Annotated in this window: 19 protein-coding genes and 1 pseudogene; 10 read left to right on the top strand and 10 right to left on the bottom strand. The window is 39.7% G+C overall.

What is annotated here, in order from left to right; all coding sequences use genetic code 11:
* The first annotated feature begins 160 nt into the window (after positions 1–160).
* A complete protein-coding gene (ylqF, locus tag CHRO_RS05395; protein WP_015153173.1) occupies positions 161–1018 on the top strand; it encodes a ribosome biogenesis GTPase YlqF in 858 nt (285 codons plus the stop codon).
* Between the two features lie 97 nt (positions 1019–1115).
* On the opposite strand, the gene psb30 is transcribed toward ylqF, so the two are convergent.
* Positions 1116–1238 carry a photosystem II reaction center protein Ycf12/Psb30 gene (gene psb30 / locus CHRO_RS05400; protein WP_039717506.1) on the bottom strand — a complete coding sequence of 41 codons (123 nt, stop codon included), beginning with the start codon at positions 1236–1238 and terminating at the stop codon, positions 1116–1118.
* A 241-nt stretch (positions 1239–1479) separates the two neighbouring features.
* On the opposite strand from psb30, the gene CHRO_RS05405 reads away from it, so the two are divergent.
* The 8 genes and pseudogenes from CHRO_RS05405 to CHRO_RS05440 form a co-directional block, all read left to right on the top strand.
* Positions 1480–1833 (top strand): YkgJ family cysteine cluster protein, encoded by a 354-nt coding sequence (locus CHRO_RS05405; RefSeq protein ID WP_015153175.1) that lies wholly within the window; start codon positions 1480–1482, stop codon positions 1831–1833.
* Between the two features lie 139 nt (positions 1834–1972).
* Entirely contained in the window at positions 1973–2410 is a 438-nt protein-coding gene (locus tag CHRO_RS05410) for a TMEM165/GDT1 family protein (protein ID WP_015153176.1), read from the top strand.
* A 162-nt stretch (positions 2411–2572) separates the two neighbouring features.
* Positions 2573–2875, top strand: coding sequence for a TMEM165/GDT1 family protein (locus CHRO_RS05415; protein WP_015153177.1), 303 nt, complete (start codon positions 2573–2575; stop codon positions 2873–2875).
* Positions 2876–2971: 96 nt separating this feature from the next.
* On the top strand, positions 2972–4168 hold the full coding sequence (locus tag CHRO_RS05420) for a Coenzyme F420 hydrogenase/dehydrogenase, beta subunit C-terminal domain (RefSeq protein ID WP_015153178.1): 1197 nt from the start codon (positions 2972–2974) through the stop codon (positions 4166–4168).
* Positions 4169–4264: 96 nt separating this feature from the next.
* On the top strand, positions 4265–4477 hold the full coding sequence (locus CHRO_RS05425) for a hypothetical protein (protein WP_041462367.1): 213 nt from the start codon (positions 4265–4267) through the stop codon (positions 4475–4477).
* Between the two features lie 163 nt (positions 4478–4640).
* On the top strand, positions 4641–4952 hold the full coding sequence (locus CHRO_RS05430; protein ID WP_015153179.1) for a hypothetical protein: 312 nt from the start codon (positions 4641–4643) through the stop codon (positions 4950–4952).
* Positions 4953–5070: 118 nt separating this feature from the next.
* Complete coding sequence (locus CHRO_RS05435; protein ID WP_015153180.1) at positions 5071–5340, top strand: DUF2281 domain-containing protein; 270 nt, start codon at positions 5071–5073, stop codon at positions 5338–5340.
* Positions 5337–5732: pseudogene (locus CHRO_RS05440) on the top strand (type II toxin-antitoxin system VapC family toxin); the annotation flags it as partial. The gene CHRO_RS05435 and the pseudogene CHRO_RS05440, both read left to right, overlap by 4 nt.
* Before the next feature lie 130 nt (positions 5733–5862).
* Here CHRO_RS05440 and CHRO_RS05445 read toward each other — a convergent pair.
* The 7 genes from CHRO_RS05445 to CHRO_RS05475 form a co-directional block, all read right to left on the bottom strand.
* Entirely contained in the window at positions 5863–8040 is a 2178-nt protein-coding gene (locus CHRO_RS05445) for a hypothetical protein (protein ID WP_015153182.1), read from the bottom strand.
* Between the two features lie 28 nt (positions 8041–8068).
* Positions 8069–9775 (bottom strand): hypothetical protein, encoded by a 1707-nt coding sequence (locus CHRO_RS05450; RefSeq protein WP_015153183.1) that lies wholly within the window; start codon positions 9773–9775, stop codon positions 8069–8071.
* Positions 9776–9866: 91 nt separating this feature from the next.
* Positions 9867–10934 (bottom strand): NAD-dependent epimerase/dehydratase family protein, encoded by a 1068-nt coding sequence (locus CHRO_RS05455; RefSeq protein WP_015153184.1) that lies wholly within the window; start codon positions 10932–10934, stop codon positions 9867–9869.
* A 5-nt stretch (positions 10935–10939) separates the two neighbouring features.
* Positions 10940–11656, bottom strand: coding sequence for a class I SAM-dependent methyltransferase (locus CHRO_RS05460; RefSeq protein WP_015153185.1), 717 nt, complete (start codon positions 11654–11656; stop codon positions 10940–10942).
* A 44-nt stretch (positions 11657–11700) separates the two neighbouring features.
* Entirely contained in the window at positions 11701–12966 is a 1266-nt protein-coding gene (locus CHRO_RS05465) for a glycosyltransferase (RefSeq protein ID WP_015153186.1), read from the bottom strand.
* 63 nt (positions 12967–13029) lie between these two features.
* Positions 13030–14094 (bottom strand): NAD-dependent epimerase/dehydratase family protein, encoded by a 1065-nt coding sequence (locus tag CHRO_RS05470; protein ID WP_015153187.1) that lies wholly within the window; start codon positions 14092–14094, stop codon positions 13030–13032.
* Positions 14095–14510: 416 nt separating this feature from the next.
* Positions 14511–15746, bottom strand: a complete 1236-nt coding sequence (locus tag CHRO_RS05475) for an RNA-guided endonuclease InsQ/TnpB family protein (RefSeq protein WP_015153188.1) — start codon at positions 15744–15746, stop codon at positions 14511–14513.
* A 60-nt stretch (positions 15747–15806) separates the two neighbouring features.
* Between CHRO_RS05475 and tnpA the strand changes: the two genes are divergently transcribed.
* Positions 15807–16214: an IS200/IS605 family transposase gene (gene tnpA, locus CHRO_RS05480; RefSeq protein ID WP_015153189.1), complete on the top strand. Its 408-nt coding sequence runs from the start codon at positions 15807–15809 to the stop codon at positions 16212–16214.
* Positions 16215–16542: 328 nt separating this feature from the next.
* Here the strand turns inward: tnpA and CHRO_RS05485 are convergent, their stop codons facing one another.
* Positions 16543–17145, bottom strand: coding sequence for a hypothetical protein (locus tag CHRO_RS05485; protein ID WP_015153190.1), 603 nt, complete (start codon positions 17143–17145; stop codon positions 16543–16545).
* Between the two features lie 174 nt (positions 17146–17319).
* A complete protein-coding gene (locus tag CHRO_RS05490; protein WP_015153191.1) occupies positions 17320–17829 on the bottom strand; it encodes a MarR family winged helix-turn-helix transcriptional regulator in 510 nt (169 codons plus the stop codon).
* Between the last annotated feature and the right edge of the window lie 63 nt (positions 17830–17892).

Below are 17892 nucleotides of genomic sequence, written 5' to 3' on the forward strand. Positions count from 1 at the left end.
GAGGGGGACAAGGGGGACAAGGGAGAATTTGGAATTCGGAATTCGGAATTCGGAATTCGGAATTAAAACACGCACTACTCACCACTCTCTTACCGTCAACCGTCTTCACGCAGTGTAGCGGAGCGTTTACTGTCAACCGTTAACCGTCAACCAATGATCGATGACAAACGAAATCCAATGGTATCCAGGTCACATTGCTAAGGCTGAAAAGGCGCTTGCCGAGCAGCTGAAGTTGGTGGATGTGGTATTGGAGGTACGGGACGCACGGATTCCACTAGCGACCCACCATCCGCGCGTGCCAGAGTGGGTAGGCAATAAAACACGAGTATTAATCCTCAACCGCGTCGATGCAATTCCCCCTGCGGTGCGGCAGTTGTGGCAGCAGTGGTTTAAGACACGGGGAGAAACAGTTTACTTTACCAATGCTAAAGATGGTAACGGTGTAGGACAAGTATTGCAGGTAGCGCAAAGAGCAGGTGATGAGATTAATCAACGCCGCAAAAATCGCGGCTTGTTAGCCCGTCCCGTGCGGGCAGCGGCGATTGGATTTCCTAATGTAGGTAAGTCAGCGCTGATCAATCGGCTGTTGAAGCGGCGGATTGTCGTCAGCGAGGCTCGTCCTGGGGTAACGCGCCAGTTGCGCTGGGTCAGAATTTCCGATCGCGTCGAATTGTTAGATGCACCCGGGGTAATTCCGACTAAGTTAGAAGACCAAGCAGCAGCAATTAAGTTAGCTATCTGCGATGATATTGGTGATGCTGCCTACGATTCTTACCAAGTGGCTGTTATCTTTATCGATTTGCTGCAAGATTTAATGGCAACTGCTCCCGAACTCATGCCTGACAATCCCCTATCTCGCTACAAAATCGATTCGTTGGGCATGACAGGAGAAGAATTTGTCTATGAGTTATCGGCAAAACGCGATCGCGGTGACTTGGAACGCACGGCAAGACAGATACTGATAGATTTTCGCAAAGGAATTTTGGGGACAGTTCCCTTAGAGTTACCACCGAATTAATTTTTGTAACTTTTCTTTTCATCCAAATAAACCAAAAGAGGGAAAATAGCTCAAAGCTACTCCCTCCCTTATCCATTGATGGTATATCGTATGAGTTTTAGAGATCGCCGTTGCGAAAGGCAAGGACAAAAATAACTGCTGGACCAGCTAGCATGATCAGGGCAACGCTTACTAGTTGAAACAGAGTTTCCCACTGAAAACTACCGATCGCATCAAAAATTCCAGACATAAGATTTATCTCTCCTCCCAGCTTGTCTATTTAACGTCGATTTCTTACATAAAAATCCGCACCTTATTTTACCTAGAGGAGAATTACCGGATTTAATTAACTTAACAAATCTATAACAAACCACAAATAAACTCTTGCTGCTCTCATTTTAGTGATGGGGTAACTAAAATCGCTAAGCTTGAGTAGCGGGAACGCGATCGTCACCCAATCTGAATATTATGGCGACTTGGAAATGGCAACTTGGAAATGTGTAAAGCAGTGTGGCGCTTGCTGTCATCTCGACCCAGAAGAACGCCCAGACATAGCAGAGTATTTGACACCAGAAGAGTTATCACTCTATCTCAGCATGGTAGGTGAAGGTGGTTGGTGTATTAACTACGATCGTCTAAAGCGAGAATGCAAAATCTATTCCAACCGCCCTCGCTTTTGCCGAGTCGAGCCAGAAATATTCTTAGATATGTACGGCATCGAGCCGGAAGAAGTCAACGATTTTGCGATCGAGTGCTGCGAGCAACAGATTTCCGGCGTTTATGGCGATCGCAGCTTGGAAATGGTGCGATTTAGTAGGGAAGTTGGCGATTGGTAGTAGTTGTTAGTTGTTGGTTGTTGGTTGTTGGTTAACTGGTCACTGGTCGCTGACAACTGATAACGGGGTTGCCTTTTGTCATAATTTGGCAGAAAATGAAAGGAATATGAAAAATGTCGCGTATTGAGCTGAACTGCCTGTGAAACTGGAATCTGCACCCCCTCAGCGATCTAGCTTATCTGACCAAATAACAGCACTGGAGAAACAGGTTTTGGAAACACACAGCAGCCAGCCTGTTGTCAGTGTTAGCGATTGCCCTCCACAACAGCAAAAACAACAGCCAAAGAAAACACAGCAGTCTTGGTGGGCAATATACGCCTCGACATTTTTCACCATATTTTTGGCAGAATGCGGCGATAAGACCCAACTTTCCACGCTCTTGATGAGTGCAGAGTCTCAATCACCCTGGATTGTCTTCGTAGGTGCAGCCGCAGCGTTAATTACGACCAGTTTACTAGGCGTACTCTTGGGACAGTGGTTAGCAAAACACCTATCACCTCGAAAGTTAGAAATTGCCGCGGGTACGAGTTTACTACTGATTGCGATCGCCTTAGTATGTGATATTTTACTCTCGTAGAAATCCCCCCTAGCCCCCTTTTTAAGGGGGGAATAATAAAGAAATTCCCCTTTTAAAGGCGATATAGAGGCATCTGAGGAAGCAATTCCAAGTCACAAGTCACAATGAATTCCGAATTCCGAATTCCGAATTCCGAATTCTCCTCACTCACCCCTCAACTTCATGGACTGGAAACTACTAGGAATCACTTTTGTAACTGTATTTCTCTCAGAATTGGGAGACAAAAGCCAACTAGCAGCGATCGCCCTCAGTGGCGGTTGTAAATCTCCACGTGCTGTCTTTTTTGGCACGGCTAGCGCTTTGATATTGACAAGTTTGCTGGGAGTGTTAGCAGGTGCGGGTGCAGCTCAGTTGCTACCTGTAAAATTCGTCAAGGCGATCGCGGCTGTGGGTTTTGCCGTGCTTGCAATTCGGTTATTATGCTTTGGGGACAATTCTCAGGAAACTGAGGAAACTACGAGCTAAAAGGTGCAAATTCTACCTTTTGTCACCACATACTAAAATATTTTGGCTGAAAGCGGTATTGTGTGAACAGGTATAAAAAACCAAGTTTTCTGACTTATGACCGCCGTTCATCCCAATCACAAGAAAGCCAAAGCCCTCAAATCAGGAAGCCGCCGCCCAGCCAAAGAACTTTGTAGCGAGTGCGGTCTGTGCGATACATATTACATCCACTATGTCAAGGAAGCCTGTGCATTCCTAAACCAGCAATTTGACCAACTAGAAACTCAAACGCACGATCGCAGCCGTAATTTAGACAATCCAGACGAACTTTACTTCGGCGTGCATCAATCGATGACAGCGGCGCGGAAAAAAGAACCGATTCCCGGGGCGCAATGGACGGGTATTGTTAGTACCATTGCGATCGAAATGCTAAATCGCGGCATTGTCGAAGGCGTAGTCTGCGTCCAGAATACCAAAGAAGACCGCTTTCAACCGATGCCAATTATTGCCCGTACCCCAGAGGAAATTTTAGCCGCACGGGTAAATAAACCTACGCTGTCGCCTAACCTATCGGTGCTAGAACAAATAGAACAGTCAGGCATGAAACGGCTGTTAGTAATTGGTGTCGGTTGTCAAATTCAAGCATTGCGGGCAGTAGAAAAACAACTTGGCTTAGAAAAGCTTTACGTTTTAGGAACTCCTTGCGTGGATAACGTTACCCGTGCGGGATTGCAAAAATTCTTAGAAACGACTAGTAAATCGCCCGATACAGTAGTACACTACGAATTCATGCAAGATTTCCGCGTTCACTTCAAGCATGAAGATGGTTCGGTGGAAACAGTACCTTTCTTTGGTTTAAAGACAAACCAACTCAAGGATGTATTTGCACCTTCTTGCATGAGTTGCTTTGATTATGTCAATTCCCTTGCCGATTTGGTTGTCGGTTACATGGGTGCTACCTTCGGTTGGCAGTGGATTGTTGTCCGCAACGATCGCGGTCGCGAAATGCTGGATTTGGTGCAAGATAAATTAGAGCTACAACCTGTTATTTCGCAGGGCGATCGCCATCAAGCAGTACAACAGAGTATACCTGCTTACGATAAAGCAGTGACTCTGCCCATGTGGGCGGCGAAGTTAATGGGTGTAGTCATTGAAAGAATTGGTCCGAAAGGGTTGGAATATGCACGATTCTCGATTGATTCTCACTTTACGCGGAATTATCTGTACGTGAAGCGGAATTATTTAGAGAAGTTGGAAGCGCATGTACCGGAGTTTGCTAAGCGAATTGTGGGGCAGTATAAGTTGCCGGATTAATGTCACGCAAAGGCGCAAAGATGGGAAGGGTTTTCGCGTTCAGTATTACAGTTGTATTTAGGCTCAACTAGATTTATCAGTAAATATGGTTGAGCAATGCTAGATACATCCAACGTATTCTTAACAGGTGTTGCGTTAGAAGCACTCTCGCAATGGAGTGAAACACTCAAGAGGTTCCAGCAACAGTTGGGAAAGCACTTTGCTCGTTCGGAAGCACGCAAAGCAGCCTTTAATTATGTCCCAGCACGAGTGAGTCCGGTGGAGCGCAAGAATGGCGCTGCAAAGGGCAGAACAGGTGGGACACAATAGCCCATACCGTTTGCAACATTTACGCTTGTCGAGCCGCCTGGGATGCCGATGCTGTATGTAAGGAGGTTCGTTCATATGTTGTGGAACATCTTGGTAGTAATGACACACGATCTCAACTGGTCTGGTCGATGCAACTTCTAACCTGATTCAAGAACAAAAGCAAGTGCTGCTCTTGACCCAGGCAGCGAAGAGAATTGCCATAAATTCGGTTAAACTTGCCTATGCGATTCCAATTGCTGCACTACTGGTGTGGGGGACTCTAGCATTCTTTGCTGGCAAGCTTCACGAATACAACACAGTCGATGCTGTCAATAATCGAGCCTTAGCAAGTCTTGCGTTGCGCGTAAGAAAAAACTGCCAGCAGCAATACCTGGCAAATCCCCAGAAAATGAATCCTAGCGGCGATGGAATTGTGAGAAATTGTCCTGGTTTTGAATATGTAATTCCTGCTGGACAACGAAAAGTAGCCAAGTAGCTTTAGTAAAGCCAGCTCTAATATTGTGTATAGCAATAGAGCGATCGCACATAGTCTCAACTAGCGGTGTACACTACGAGAGAAAGCGATCGCGCTCAGAGCGGTAGTAGTAAGGCGTATGAATACCGAACAATTGTTACTAGAAAAATGGCGATTGCTACCTCCAGAGCGGCAACAAGAAGTGATTGATTTTGTAGAGTTTTTAGAATTAAAGAAAGCCACTACAAGCAGGCAAGCAGCCGAACCGAAGTCTAAGTCAACGCTGGGTGAAAGGTTACAACAGATTCGTGAGGAAATCGTTGCGTCTGGCGAACCTTTGCTGGATTGGGAAGGAGTTGAGCGTGAGAAAGCCGAGCGTAGAGGCGGATATCAGGAAGACGTTGAGTGACTTGCACATTTCTTGATTCAGGCGTGCTAATTGCTGCCGCACGGGGCGAGGGAGCTATTGCCCAAAGAGCCTTAGCAATTCTTAGAGATCCCAATCGTGACTTCGCATCTAGCATCTTCCTGAAGTTAGAGGTACTGCCTAAAGCAATTTACAACAGTCGTAATAGCGAAGTTAGGTTTTACAAGGCATATTTTGATGCAGTTTCTTACTGGGCTGAAAATATCGACCAAATAATTCAAAATGCATATCGAGAAGTGAGTGAATCGGGATTAGGAGCAATGGATGCCCTACACGTAGCGGCAGCTGTACTAGTTGGCGCAGAAGAATTTATTACTAATGAGAAGCTTGAAAAATCTATTCACCGTACTGAGAGCATACCAGTGATTTCAATTCGGTACGTTTGGCAATATTTTTCGAGAAACGCTACCGTTGACACTGGCTCTCTACGCTCATCCACAGCCACAGCCTAGTTTCTAACACTCCTTTTCTTATTTTAATCCTGCCAAAGCAACAAAAGAGGAATCAGATATCAAATGATAAGAAATTTATTTCTATAGTTGGTGAGTATAAGAGAGAATTGGTTGCATGGAATTTAAATGACTGGACTTGAGCAGGTAATTGTCTGTGAAAGAAAGACAACGCTTCATTGTCATCTTTAGGTAGGTGACTAACTATAACACCGTTGTCTGAATTCTCAGGAATAATTCTGTAGTCTCGTTTGCTACCATCTGCATAAGTTACTTGCATAGTTACAGGTGGACTTCTAAACAAGCTTTTATAGATTTTCCCAAAGAGAGAATACGTAAATTTAACTTTTGCAAGAATTATAGAGCGATCGCTTGCTTCTATATGCTGAGAATTATTCCAACGTATAGTTGACGTTTTACTTGTTGAAACACTTGGAGAACATCCACTTGAAGACAGTTTTTCTAAAAGTAATAAGTTTGTTGGATAAGAAAATTTATTTTGTTGGCTAGACTTAGGGAGATAAGAATTTAACTTATAGTTACAAAAAATATAAGCAAAAGTTCTCGGTTCATCAAAGAAAGGATGTCTACCATCTATGGCAGAAAAATCATAGAAGATATAGTCTCTCGGTTCTGCTGATAAACTTTTAAAGTTGAGGTTATCAAGAGTAGTTGTATAAGCTGAGTAAGATTGAAATATTGGTCGCGGCTTCCAGTTTAGGTTGTTTGCTGCTACTAATGATATTTCCCAAGGAACAATATCAACTTTTTTATTTTCTACTATGCTTGTCATGCTAGTAGGTAATTTTTCAACAGCTAAATTATTGTTACTATTTGCTTGTATACTAGAGTGCAAAGAACTTGGGTTAAATAAGTATGTCAAATTTTTAATCGCCATGTCTGGAGTAACAGAACGAGGGCTGCTAGTTCCTAGTGGTATCCAAAATATAAAAGCTATAACTAACACATAAAAATACAGTAAATAAGAAAATTTTTCAATGCGAACTCCTCTGACTTTTGGTAGACATAATGAAACTACAATTAGCGTACACCAACTAAAAATAACGACATGATTGACACTATGACGGACAAAACCATGTTTAAAAGCTAAAAACAAACATAGAAATAAAGCTAAAGTAAAACCGAGGCTTCCCTGTTTTGCTACTAAAACTAAAAGAATAGATATCAAAGCTATTTCTGACACTGCAAGAATCAACTCTCGCTTGGAACCAACAAGGCTCATTGCGCTGGAATAGCTAGATGCTACATCTAAAGAATGCTTTAAATAGTCTATTAATGAAGGATAAGAGGAAAAAATTGTTACGACAAGACAAGAACAATAAATTATATAAAAGACGTACCAACTGGCAGTTCTAATACGAGATTTACTGATTAAATTCCTGCTACTAGTAATTTTCTCACCCGCTTTAAGAACAACCTTACGATCTAGCTTTAGCTGATTAAACCAAGCTAGTAATCCACTAGTACCAGAGACAACAAGACAAACTAGTATTTTATAGAGGTTTGATATATAGAAATCCGGGGACAATAATATAAATGATACGGATATGGCAGCTAATAATGAATCAAGTAATGCAAAGAGATTAATCAGGTAATTTGAGTTTTTCTTAATAGAATCAAAAAAGTTTCCCAGGAATAATAAACATAGAGAACCAGCAGTAGCAATTCCAAGAGTGAACTTGGTTAATAGACAGAAACCAGCAAAAGCTCCTAAACTTACAGCGCAGCATCTCGTTAATTTGATAGGTAAGTTATCAACTATAGATAAAATGATTAAAAATATAAATAGAATCTGGTAGTCTGTTGATATATTTTGATAAGTTACAGATATATTAATCGAAACAAGTAATAACCAGCTTGAAAATATTGCTAATTTCTGTAGTTTCGTTTTTAGCTTTGCTATTTTTAAAGATACCGCTACAAACAAAATGAAATATACAATAAAACGAAATTTTGTGACTGTAATAAAATTTTGCTCTAACGCTGCTCCATGAACTAAGTACCCTAACGGACCATATGTGAATATAATATCTTTTCCAAAAATAAGTTTGTCTACTGCTGCACGGCTAATTGCATATTGCCAAGATAGCTCTAAATCTGTTCCTAGACTATTTGGTATTGGTATAAAAATTAGAAAAAGGTATAATGATACGAGTGTCAAGATTAAAAAAAATAGGGGGTATTGAATTTTCTTAAAAGTAGTTTTTTGCATTTTTTATGCTAGGGGATATATAGCCACTTTACTCCACTACATTTACTTTAATTTCACCATCTAATTTGATAAACTGCTTACCTACAGGCTCGTATACCCAAGCTTGTATTACGGTTTCTCCAGGTGGTAACGACTCGAATGAAATATTAGCTGACCATTCTACTTTATTAAATTGAATCGAGTTAGGAGTTGTGTCAACGATCGGACTATTTGGGTTTACAAGCGCATCGGCAAAAAATGATTTACGATCGCCATAGGAAAACAATACTATATTTGGAATTTCCTGACTGTCTGGTAAGCTAGCCCAGCCTGCTACATCCAAAGTTCCATTTCTGCTAACAGTAATGAGGGTTCCTTCTGTAGGGGGAGAGTCTAAGTGACCATAGTTCTTGGCTGGCTCAGTAATAAAGGATACATCTTTCGGAAACTTTCTAAAACCTATTTCCTCCAGAATTCCTGATAGCTTTCTTAGCTGACTAGTAAGAGGTGGTGGAAGAATAGTTTTTTCTAAACAGCTATGTTCTAAATTATTTATGAATTTTATTAACTCTAAGCAAGTTTCACCAGCAAGTCTTTGTTGGTGAAGAGCTATTGTCGGGGGAATCCGGTTAATAGAATTCATGAAAATAAACCCTATGAAAATACTAGTAATAAAGACATTTCTTGAAAAAGATAGCCGCCAAAGATGAGCAACAGCAACAACTAATAATATTGAGCAAGTTGTATATCTTGACGACATAGATTCTCCATAACCTAAACGACCTAATGTGGTTATAAGAGCGAAAAGTATGGCAAATAAGCCTATTGATACCCAAGGTGCTATCTCTAAACTAAAATTAAATTTTGATTTATACTTTACAAAATAAAATATTAGTAAGAAAAAAGTTGAGAAAAGTATAGCCCCTAAAGTTTTTACAATAAGGGGAATATTAGCATGATATACAATAGGCGCTCCCAGAAGAGTAAAAAAGTAGTATAAAGTACCAAGTGGGTGTTTCAGAAAAAGAAGCGTATCGGGGTGGTAACTTGGTTTTTGATAACCTATAAAATAAATAGTAAAAGTTCCGATTAAAAGTAAAATCCAGACTGTGATTCTTATTGTTTTTTGCCTATAACTACCCTTAATAGAAGCTATTGATGGCATTACAGCTAGCCAAGTTAGCAATCCATGCGCTGCAGAGAAGCTAGCTATAAAACAAGGTATTGCTGCTAAATAAAGCCTTTTAGGAAAATTATTAGATGAAGCAATAATTAAAACAGCTACTGCCAAACAAGCATTAATTAAGAACCATAGTAATTGATAACCCCATAACCAGTTTTCGTACTGGATTATGGAGAACAATAAAATACAGGTTAAGAAATTTGTTAAGTGTTTTGAATTGCTAAAATTATTTCTGCCTTCTAGTAGGGAAAGTTTATATAGCAGTAAAAATGTCATGCCTACTAAAAATACGCTAAAATATAATTCATATTTAATGTTCCAGTTTGATATTAAAGCCAAACCAACAAATATAAGCTTTGGAAAAAATGTTCTATGTTCGTTGTGTTGAGCAAAAAAATCTTCAAAATCTGCTTTTCCTGTTAAAACTTTTTCAAACAGGCTAACTAAATCCCATTGATCTCCTAAGGGAGCATTGACACTAAAAAAAGCTATAAAACATAGAGTAACTGTAGGTGGAATGAGAAAAATTGTTGCTAATGGTGGCTTGAATTTAGAAATGGTAGTTTTATACATTAAAGTTTATTTTTTGTGTAATAAACAAGGTATTTTAATAATAGAAATTTACTATCAATAGCCTTCTTATTGCTGGTGTTACAACTAATCCTTAAAGAAAAATCTCGCTAACTTGATGCTCGAATTTATGCAGCCACTCATAAATTTCAGTTAGAGTTGTTTTTGCATCTTTCTGAGGTTGCCATCCAGTGGCATACATGACCTTGCTAGAGTCTGTAATAAAAATTGGTACATCTCCCATTCGAGAGGCTGGAAGGGGAGTAATTGGTATGCTATGCCCGCAGATTTCCTGGCAAAGCTGCGTCGTCTCGCAGAGTGAAAGTGTATTGTTTACCCCACCGCCTACATTAAATGTCTGTCCAGCTAATTTTGATAATTGATGAATTTGCAGGTCAATTAAGTTTAGGAGATCGCTTACATGTAAAAAATCTCTTACCTGCTTGCCCGTTCCACCGTAGCCAATGTATTTCAACGATCGCTTGAAGTAGTGAAATGCCATCCACAGAGCAAATACGCCTTGATCGACCTTGCCCATTTGCCAGGGTCCAGTCAGCACGCCACAGCGGTTAATTATAGTTCTTAGTCCATAAGCCTCGGCATATTCAGCCACCAACAGCTCTGACGCTAACTTAGTAGCACCGTAAAGCGATCGCGACCCATTTAAAGGAAAATTCTCAGCAATACCTTGGCTCGATGCTCCTGGTAAACTTTGTTGCTCTAAGAGTTGAAACCGTGTTTCTGCCTCTTTAAACTGCAAATTACTAAGGCTCTTAATTGGATAGATTCTACTAGTAGAAAGAAAAATAAAATCTGCTTGAGTTTGTCGAGCCAATTCCAGACAGTTTATCGTTCCCACCAAATTTGTTTGTAGTACGTACCCTGGAGACGCATATCCCGCTAAAACTGATGGTTCTGCCGAACACTCTACAATTAAATCGGGTTTAAGTGCCACTGGATCGAGATCTTCTTGATTTCGTACATCTCCATGAATAAACTGAATACCTGCTTGCTTCAATCGAGGTAAATTTAGCTCTGAACCCCGCCGCTTGAGGTTATCTAAAGCAGTAATCTGCCAGTCAGGATAGCGCTGAGCCAACCCCAACGCTAAAGTACTACCTACAAAACCTGCTCCTCCTGTAATCAAAACTTGTCGAGTCATCAGATCTATCTCCCGATTGCTGGTAATTCATTAACTTTGGAAGGTTTAACTACTTTCACAAACATTTGTCCTCCTAAAAACCTCCACAAAATTTTCAATTTAAGGTAGAGTCTTAAAAGCTGAGGTGAGGTCAATCTACCTTTTGTTGAATAAGGTAGGAATCTAGGAATTAACACATCAATCTCAAACCCCACAGTCTCTAAGATTTCTTTCAAAGAAAGGTGCGTCAGTGGTAATTTATGATCGATAAAGTCATAGTATTCCTTAAATGAGTACTTAAAGTTGGGCTGAATAATTAACAGAGAGCCACCAGGTTTAAGGCGATCCCAGCAAAATAATAAAATCTCAATTAACTCTTCTTTATTATTTAAATGTTCAAAAAAGTTAGAAATAAAGATACGATCGACACGCTTGACAAACAAATCTCGTTCTTTAAAGTTTAGAAGATTTAAATGGGCGATCCTAACGTCAGAATTAGCAAATACTTGAGAGTCAGGATTTAAATCAATTAAGTATTTTTCTTTCGCTTGAATCTGATTGATAAACTCGCAATATCCTCCCCCAATATCTAATACAACTGAGTCTTGTCCGACATGTTTTTGTAAAAAGTTTTCTATTAAAACTTTCCATAAAGCAATTTTAGCTCTCTTCTCTTTATAATTAAATCGATTGCTGTAAAGTCTTTTGAGATATTTCTCTTGGTTTAAATGTGAAATAGTCATAAATTTATGAGCTTCCTCAAATTAAAAAGTATTCCTTTTCAGGCTCATCTACGAATTGCAGATTGTAAGTTCTTCCGAACATAATCTCCTCTAGAAAGTTTCTTTTCTAGAAAGATACAGAGGGCAATAAATAAATAACGGCTCCCCATCTCTTTTAGCTTTAACTTAGACACTCCTGTTGTACGATTGCGCCAGGAAATTGGTATAACTGCGTAAGAGTAGCCTCGCGCGATCGCTTTAAGCGGAATTTCAACCGTAAGATTAAAGTGATGAGATAAAAGTGGATAAACTCCCTTAATGACTTCTCGGCGATAAGCCTTAAAAGCATTAGTCGTGTCATTGAAGTTTAAGCCAAATAAGATTTGAATAAATAAATTGGCTAAACGATTCACAATTAACTTATGAGCTGGATAATCAATGACTTTACCACCTTTAATAAAGCGAGAACCAAACACGCATTCGTAACCTTGGCATAGCTTATAGTAGTAAGCAACTATGTCTTCTGGAGCATCAGAGCAATCTGCCATCACAATCGCTACAGCATCCCCTTGAAAATTCTCTAAACCGCAGCGTACTGCAAAACCAAAACCATTAGGATAATAGTTATTAATGTAGGTTACTTTAGGATTTTGTAAGCGAAGCTGTTGTAAAACTGCTTCTGTGCGATCGCGACTATTATCATTAACTACTAAAATGTCGTAAGGGATGTACTTCTCTTCTAAAACTTGGCTAATCGATTGGATTGTTCGGGCAATACAATCCTCTTCGTTATAAGCTGGAATGACTATTGAAAGAACCAGAGTAGGTTCAATACTTGTGGAGGTTACAGGTAGTTTGGCTGAATTTGACGGACTTGCTAAAGCTGGTGCTAATCCTTCTGGGTAATACAGCTCGGTCTTTTTCCTAGTTTGAAATACTAAGCGATCGCTAATTATATAGTTAAGAATAGCACCTAGTAGCACACCTATTAGGGTATTATTTTGAGGGCTAAGACTTAACCAATCGAGGATAGGAAAAAGTATTAAACGTATAATTATGCTCGAACTAGCAGATATATGATAGAGCGGTAACTGTCGCCACAAAACTTTTTCCAGCCTCCAATCACCGCCAGTCCATACCCAGATGCGGTAGATAAAAAAACTAAATAATAAGGAAACCTCCATTGATATTGCATTGGCTAGATTTCGCAATTCAGGTGTATGAAACCCTAAGCGATCGATTAATAGAGAAATGAGCCACACATTCAGTGCTGCTGCTACACCTCCACCAATGAAAAATTTAACTGTTCGTTGTTGAAATATTTTTTGCATCGCTACTACTCCAATATAAATGAAGCTAAGAGAGTAATTCGCACGACTTAAACTAGCTATTTTTTAATTCCAACGACTCGTATTTTGAATGTAAATCTCTTTGATAATGTTTTTGATGCCATAGGTTAAATTCCAGCCTGGATAATGCTGCTGGAACTTCCGAACATCGCTAATCCACCAAATATGATCTCCGCTTCTATTAACTTCTTCATAACTCCAATTGAGTTTTTTCTCAGCGATCGCTTCACATTCTTGAATCGCTTCTAATATCGAGCAATTACTGAACCGACTTCCCCCAATGTTGTAAACTTCACCAATTCGAGGAGCTTGGTAAAAATGATAGAAAGCATTGACTAGATCGTAGCTATGAATATTGTCTCTGACTTGCTTACCCTTATAGCCATAAACCCGATAGGGTTTTCCTAACATCGTGCATTTCATTAAATAAGATAAAAACCCATGTAATTCAGTACCTGAGTGACTAGGACCTGTTAAACATCCACCTCGAAAACTAGCAGTTTTCATGTCAAAGTAACGTCCGTATTCTTGGACTAATACATCCGCTGCAACCTTGGAAGTTCCAAACAAAGAGTGTTTGCATTGGTCAATACACATTGTTTCATCAATGCCAACACTGTATGGGTGCGTTTCCTCAATTTCCCAACGCCACTCTTGCTCGATTAGTGGTAAGAAATTCGGTTTGTCTCCATAAACTTTATTAGTAGAACAAAAAATGAAAACTGCATTTGGACAAATTTGACGGGTATTTTCTAGTAAGATCAAAGTGCCGTTAGCATTGACTGTAAAATCAGTGTAGGGGTCGCGAGCTGCCCAGTCGTGTGAAGGCTGAGCTGCTGTATGAATAATTAAGCTAATGTCTGTGCCATAGTCTTGAAATAGTTTGGTAACTGCCTCGCGATCGCGAATATCAATATTATGATGAATGTAGCGTTCTTCATATTTTTCTAATAGCAAATCGCGGTTCCATTTAGTTGAGGCATTTTCCCCAAAGAATGTTTGCCGCATATTATTATCAATTCCTACAACGGTATAACCCCGGTCGCAGAAAAATCTCACTGATTCAGAACCAATTAATCCTGCCGAACCCGTGACTAGAATAATTGTCATAACTTTTTATAGTAGCTTTAGCATGTATCTGCTGTCAGATTGCAGCTTCACAACTACCTCTAGTAGCTCTTAAAGCTAAATTTAAAAAAACCTTAAAATAGTCCTCGAACAGTTTACTAGTAGGTAATAGTAAGTTGAAGTACTACTTTAGGAAGCAATCTAGTCTCTATATTCTGCTAGAAGCTATATTTTGTTAAGACAGAAAAGTTCAGGACTTGAAAAATAATGGAATTGACAGTAAGGTAAGTAGTTTGTTCGTGGCGATGGTTATACTTTATGTAATGCGTGCTTTGTTAGCAAAAGTTTTTGAATACAATACAAATTTTGCTAAGATAATACTGATATAATTAGTATTTAAGATTTTTAATATTAGAATTGTTAAAAAGTGAATTAGGAAACTTATGAACAAATTTAGCTTAGAAAATTGACACTCCCCCGCTAATTGAATCGCGCAATGTAGCGGGAGATTCTTGTTTCTCAGAAACACGCTTTTTGGTACAAGTACCAACGAGTCTTACTGCTTCTCCACAAGCTTGAATTTCTGTGTGTCCCACAGTATTTGTTGACAGTATTCTTATCCCTTCTGCTCTCAAGTTTCGTGAGGCATTTTCATCTCTGTCGTGGGTTGTTTGACAACCTGGGCAAATCCACTCACGGATACTTAAATTCAGCAAATCATTTTTATGACCACAACATGAACAAAGCTTTGTACTGGGAAAGAATCTGTCAACTTGGATGAAGTTACCTTCTTCTCTCTCTAGTTTGTAGCTGATGAAATTAAGCAGCATTCCAAAACCAGCATCATGTATTGACTTGGCTAACTTGGTACGCGCTAATCCTTTAACACAAAGGTTCTCAGTTACTATGACTTGGTTATCGTCAACTAACTTTCGTGAGAGTTTATGGAGAAAATCTTGTCTTGTGTTTGATATTTTTTCGTGAACTTTAGCGACTACTTTGATTGCCTTACGCCTATTGTTAGATCCCTTGACTTTACGAGATAAAGATTTTTGTCTAACTCTTAGTCTTTTAGCGTATTTTCTAGTGGGTTTGATTGGATCAACTTTGTAACAGGTTTCACCATCAAAGACAGTTACTAGACTATTTAGCCCAAGGTCGATTCCTGATATCTTTCCCTGTTTTTTAGTAGCTAACTTATCAGTCTCGAATAGTATCGCCGCAAAATATTTATCTGTACTTGTTTTGGAAACAGTTACGGATTTAATCTTGCTGTTGACAGTCTTAGAAAGACTAACTTTAACCAATCCAAGTTTAGGAAGTTTTAAGCTACCCTCCTTAATCGAACAGCTTTCAGGAAAGCGGATTGACTGCTTAGAATGTTTACTTTTGAACTTAGGAAATCCAGTACGTTTCAAAAAGAAATTCTTAAATGCAGTTTCTAGATTCTTAAGCGATTGTTGCAGGACAGCAGCAGTTGGTTCTTGCAACCATTCATAATCAGACAGTTTCTTCAACTGAGTTAGGTCTTTTGCCATTTGGCAGTAAGTCATACCTTTCCCAGTTTCTTGATATTGAGTATTAGTTTTGTTGAGGTAAAAATTCCAAACAAAGCGAGAACACCCAAAGCTCTTAGCTAAAGATATCTCTTGCTCTTTATTTGGATAAATTCTGACCTTTAATACGTCTAACATCAATATAAGTTATGCGAAACTAGTGGGAATATACTACTTACCGCTATACCTTGTCAATATATGTATAATCACGGTTTCAGGTCTGTTTACAAACTTAACGCTCATATTGTTCTAGTCGTCAAGTACCGCAGGAAAGCTATTAACGCAGAAATCTTAAACAGGCTAAAAGAAATAATCACGGACACCCTTAAAAAGTGGGATTGCGAGCTATTGGAATTTAATGGCGAAGCAGACCATGTACACTTATTAATTGATTACAAGCCTGACAAACCCCTCTCAACACTCATTGGAAATATCAAAACAGTGAGCAGCAGATTAATTCGCAAAGAGTTTCCCTGTTTGGCTAAAAAATACTTCTACAACAAACCTTACTTTTGGACTGGTGCGTATTTTGTAGCTAGCTGCGGTGGTGTCACAGTTGAACAATTAAAAAATTACGTTGAGAACCAAGAACAGTCAAAACAATGATTTGCTGCGCTCAGTTTTATGTTGGTCGCAATTCATCTCCCGTTAAGTCTGCGACTGTAACGGGAGTCCTCTTGCTCCATTAAGATAGATGAATTGTAAAAAAAAAGAACTATTTCGGAGACAATACCTTGATATAATGTTTTATCCTCTGATAAAAAGCAAGCATAAAGAAAGGTTGATAGGAGATTGCTAACCATCAACCCTGTCTTATGTTTAAACTTCAAATTGAAGTAAGATGACGTTTACGTTAACACAATAATGAAGCTGCTAAATGACAATTAGACTGCGACTAGTTACAAACTCAAAGTATTAATCCTTGGACAAAAACTTAACTTGCGGCGGTTGGCTTTGCCTGCTTCTCTGTGGTTGTTCGTCTTCCCCACGGCTTGAGTACCGAGATGCCGACAATGACGAATAGAAAGAAAACTTGAATCAGCGTTCCGAGTAACACTCCGAGCGCGTCAAAGGTATAGAGTGGATTTTGAAACGATTTTAGCCCTGATTCGAGAGAAATCTCAGTTGCCGCGTTTGCCCAAGGAAACAACCAAAAAGTTCCAAAAATAATCAATGCAGTCGAGAGAACCCATTTGGCGATTACCCAATAGAATTTGAAAAATCCGTAGTTTGTTTGCCAACAAAGCAATGTTGCGGTAATGACTGAGCCAATTGCCGCAGGAATCACAACGAAATCATCGAGGAGGTTGATAACTGAGTTGAGCGCAAACAGAATATCGGGATTAGTTGAGTCCTTATTTCTCCATGCAATGAGAAACATACTCAACACAGTTCCTGTCCACAGTGTCGCAAACCCAATATGAAATGATAGTACCCAGTTCTTTTGCTGAATGCTCCATCTTGGAGATTTCCCTTCTTTTGATTTCGTTTTTACTTTAGATCGTGTTTCTTCACTGTTGATGTCGATTGCAGACATGAGTTCCTCCAATCATGTAAAACTCGGTTGGTATCGAATGCACGAGTAGCAAAGGTCAAATTTGACTAAGTAGATTAGTCTTATGCGATACTGCATCAAGATTTTTGCTAGCTGCCATATAATTAGGCGGCTAACTATATACTACAGCACGATCGCGAATCGGTTCAGTTTCAGTTACGGTTCGCGCATCGCAGCACTACCAGAGCGCAGTTTACCGAGTAACTCGATCAATGTCTTTTTTTCTGCTGTCGTCAACTGAGACATCATGCTTGTCGTGCGGCAAAAATGCTCTGGAAGCAGATTTGAAATGAGTTCTCGTCCCTTGTCAGTCAGATGGATCGTTAGCATTCGGCGATCGCCGGGATAGGGTTGGCGCTGCACTAATTTTTCCCGTTCTAATCCATCTAACAGTCCGGTAATAGTTGCACGAGTGACACCCGCACGTTCGGCAAAACCCGAAGGTGTAAGTCCCTGTTCCCCAGCCACAAACAATTGCATTAGTAGGGTAAACTTGCCCACAGACAAGCCGTGGCGGGCAAAATGAGTTTCCAGGGCAGTATAAACTTCAGCAGTAGTATCGAGAAAAGCTAAACAGGTTTCGACTGAAGCAATATCAACTTCTGGAAATTGTTGAGCCAGCTGTTCTATAGTCTGGCGGTTGGGGATACTGCGGGAGGAAACCATAGGGAAGTCGGAAATTAGAAGTCAAAAGTCAAAAGTCAAAACCAAGAACAACTAACCATCGAT

It is taken from the genome of Chroococcidiopsis thermalis PCC 7203 (genome assembly GCF_000317125.1).
In the GTDB taxonomy this organism is placed as follows: domain Bacteria; phylum Cyanobacteriota; class Cyanobacteriia; order Cyanobacteriales; family Chroococcidiopsidaceae; genus Chroococcidiopsis; species Chroococcidiopsis thermalis.

What these genes read in the sequence shown, in the direction of transcription:
- CHRO_RS05465 (WP_015153186.1), bottom strand. Translation starts at nt 12,966, where the DNA reads ATGCAAAAAATATTTCAACAACGAACAGTTAAATTTTTCATTGGTGGA.
- CHRO_RS05490 (WP_015153191.1), bottom strand. Translation starts at nt 17,829, where the DNA reads ATGGTTTCCTCCCGCAGTATCCCCAACCGCCAGACTATAGAACAGCTG.
- CHRO_RS05420 (WP_015153178.1), top strand. Translation starts at nt 2,972, where the DNA reads ATGACCGCCGTTCATCCCAATCACAAGAAAGCCAAAGCCCTCAAATCA.
- tnpA (WP_015153189.1), top strand. Translation starts at nt 15,807, where the DNA reads ATGTATAATCACGGTTTCAGGTCTGTTTACAAACTTAACGCTCATATT.
- CHRO_RS05485 (WP_015153190.1), bottom strand. Translation starts at nt 17,145, where the DNA reads ATGTCTGCAATCGACATCAACAGTGAAGAAACACGATCTAAAGTAAAA.
- CHRO_RS05445 (WP_015153182.1), bottom strand. Translation starts at nt 8,040, where the DNA reads ATGCAAAAAACTACTTTTAAGAAAATTCAATACCCCCTATTTTTTTTA.
- CHRO_RS05435 (WP_015153180.1), top strand. Translation starts at nt 5,071, where the DNA reads ATGAATACCGAACAATTGTTACTAGAAAAATGGCGATTGCTACCTCCA.
- CHRO_RS05425 (WP_041462367.1), top strand. Translation starts at nt 4,265, where the DNA reads ATGCTAGATACATCCAACGTATTCTTAACAGGTGTTGCGTTAGAAGCA.
- CHRO_RS05415 (WP_015153177.1), top strand. Translation starts at nt 2,573, where the DNA reads ATGGACTGGAAACTACTAGGAATCACTTTTGTAACTGTATTTCTCTCA.
- CHRO_RS05475 (WP_015153188.1), bottom strand. Translation starts at nt 15,746, where the DNA reads ATGTTAGACGTATTAAAGGTCAGAATTTATCCAAATAAAGAGCAAGAG.
- CHRO_RS05450 (WP_015153183.1), bottom strand. Translation starts at nt 9,775, where the DNA reads ATGTATAAAACTACCATTTCTAAATTCAAGCCACCATTAGCAACAATT.
- CHRO_RS05460 (WP_015153185.1), bottom strand. Translation starts at nt 11,656, where the DNA reads ATGACTATTTCACATTTAAACCAAGAGAAATATCTCAAAAGACTTTAC.
- ylqF (WP_015153173.1), top strand. Translation starts at nt 161, where the DNA reads ATGACAAACGAAATCCAATGGTATCCAGGTCACATTGCTAAGGCTGAA.
- CHRO_RS05455 (WP_015153184.1), bottom strand. Translation starts at nt 10,934, where the DNA reads ATGACTCGACAAGTTTTGATTACAGGAGGAGCAGGTTTTGTAGGTAGT.
- CHRO_RS05470 (WP_015153187.1), bottom strand. Translation starts at nt 14,094, where the DNA reads ATGACAATTATTCTAGTCACGGGTTCGGCAGGATTAATTGGTTCTGAA.
- CHRO_RS05405 (WP_015153175.1), top strand. Translation starts at nt 1,480, where the DNA reads ATGGCAACTTGGAAATGTGTAAAGCAGTGTGGCGCTTGCTGTCATCTC.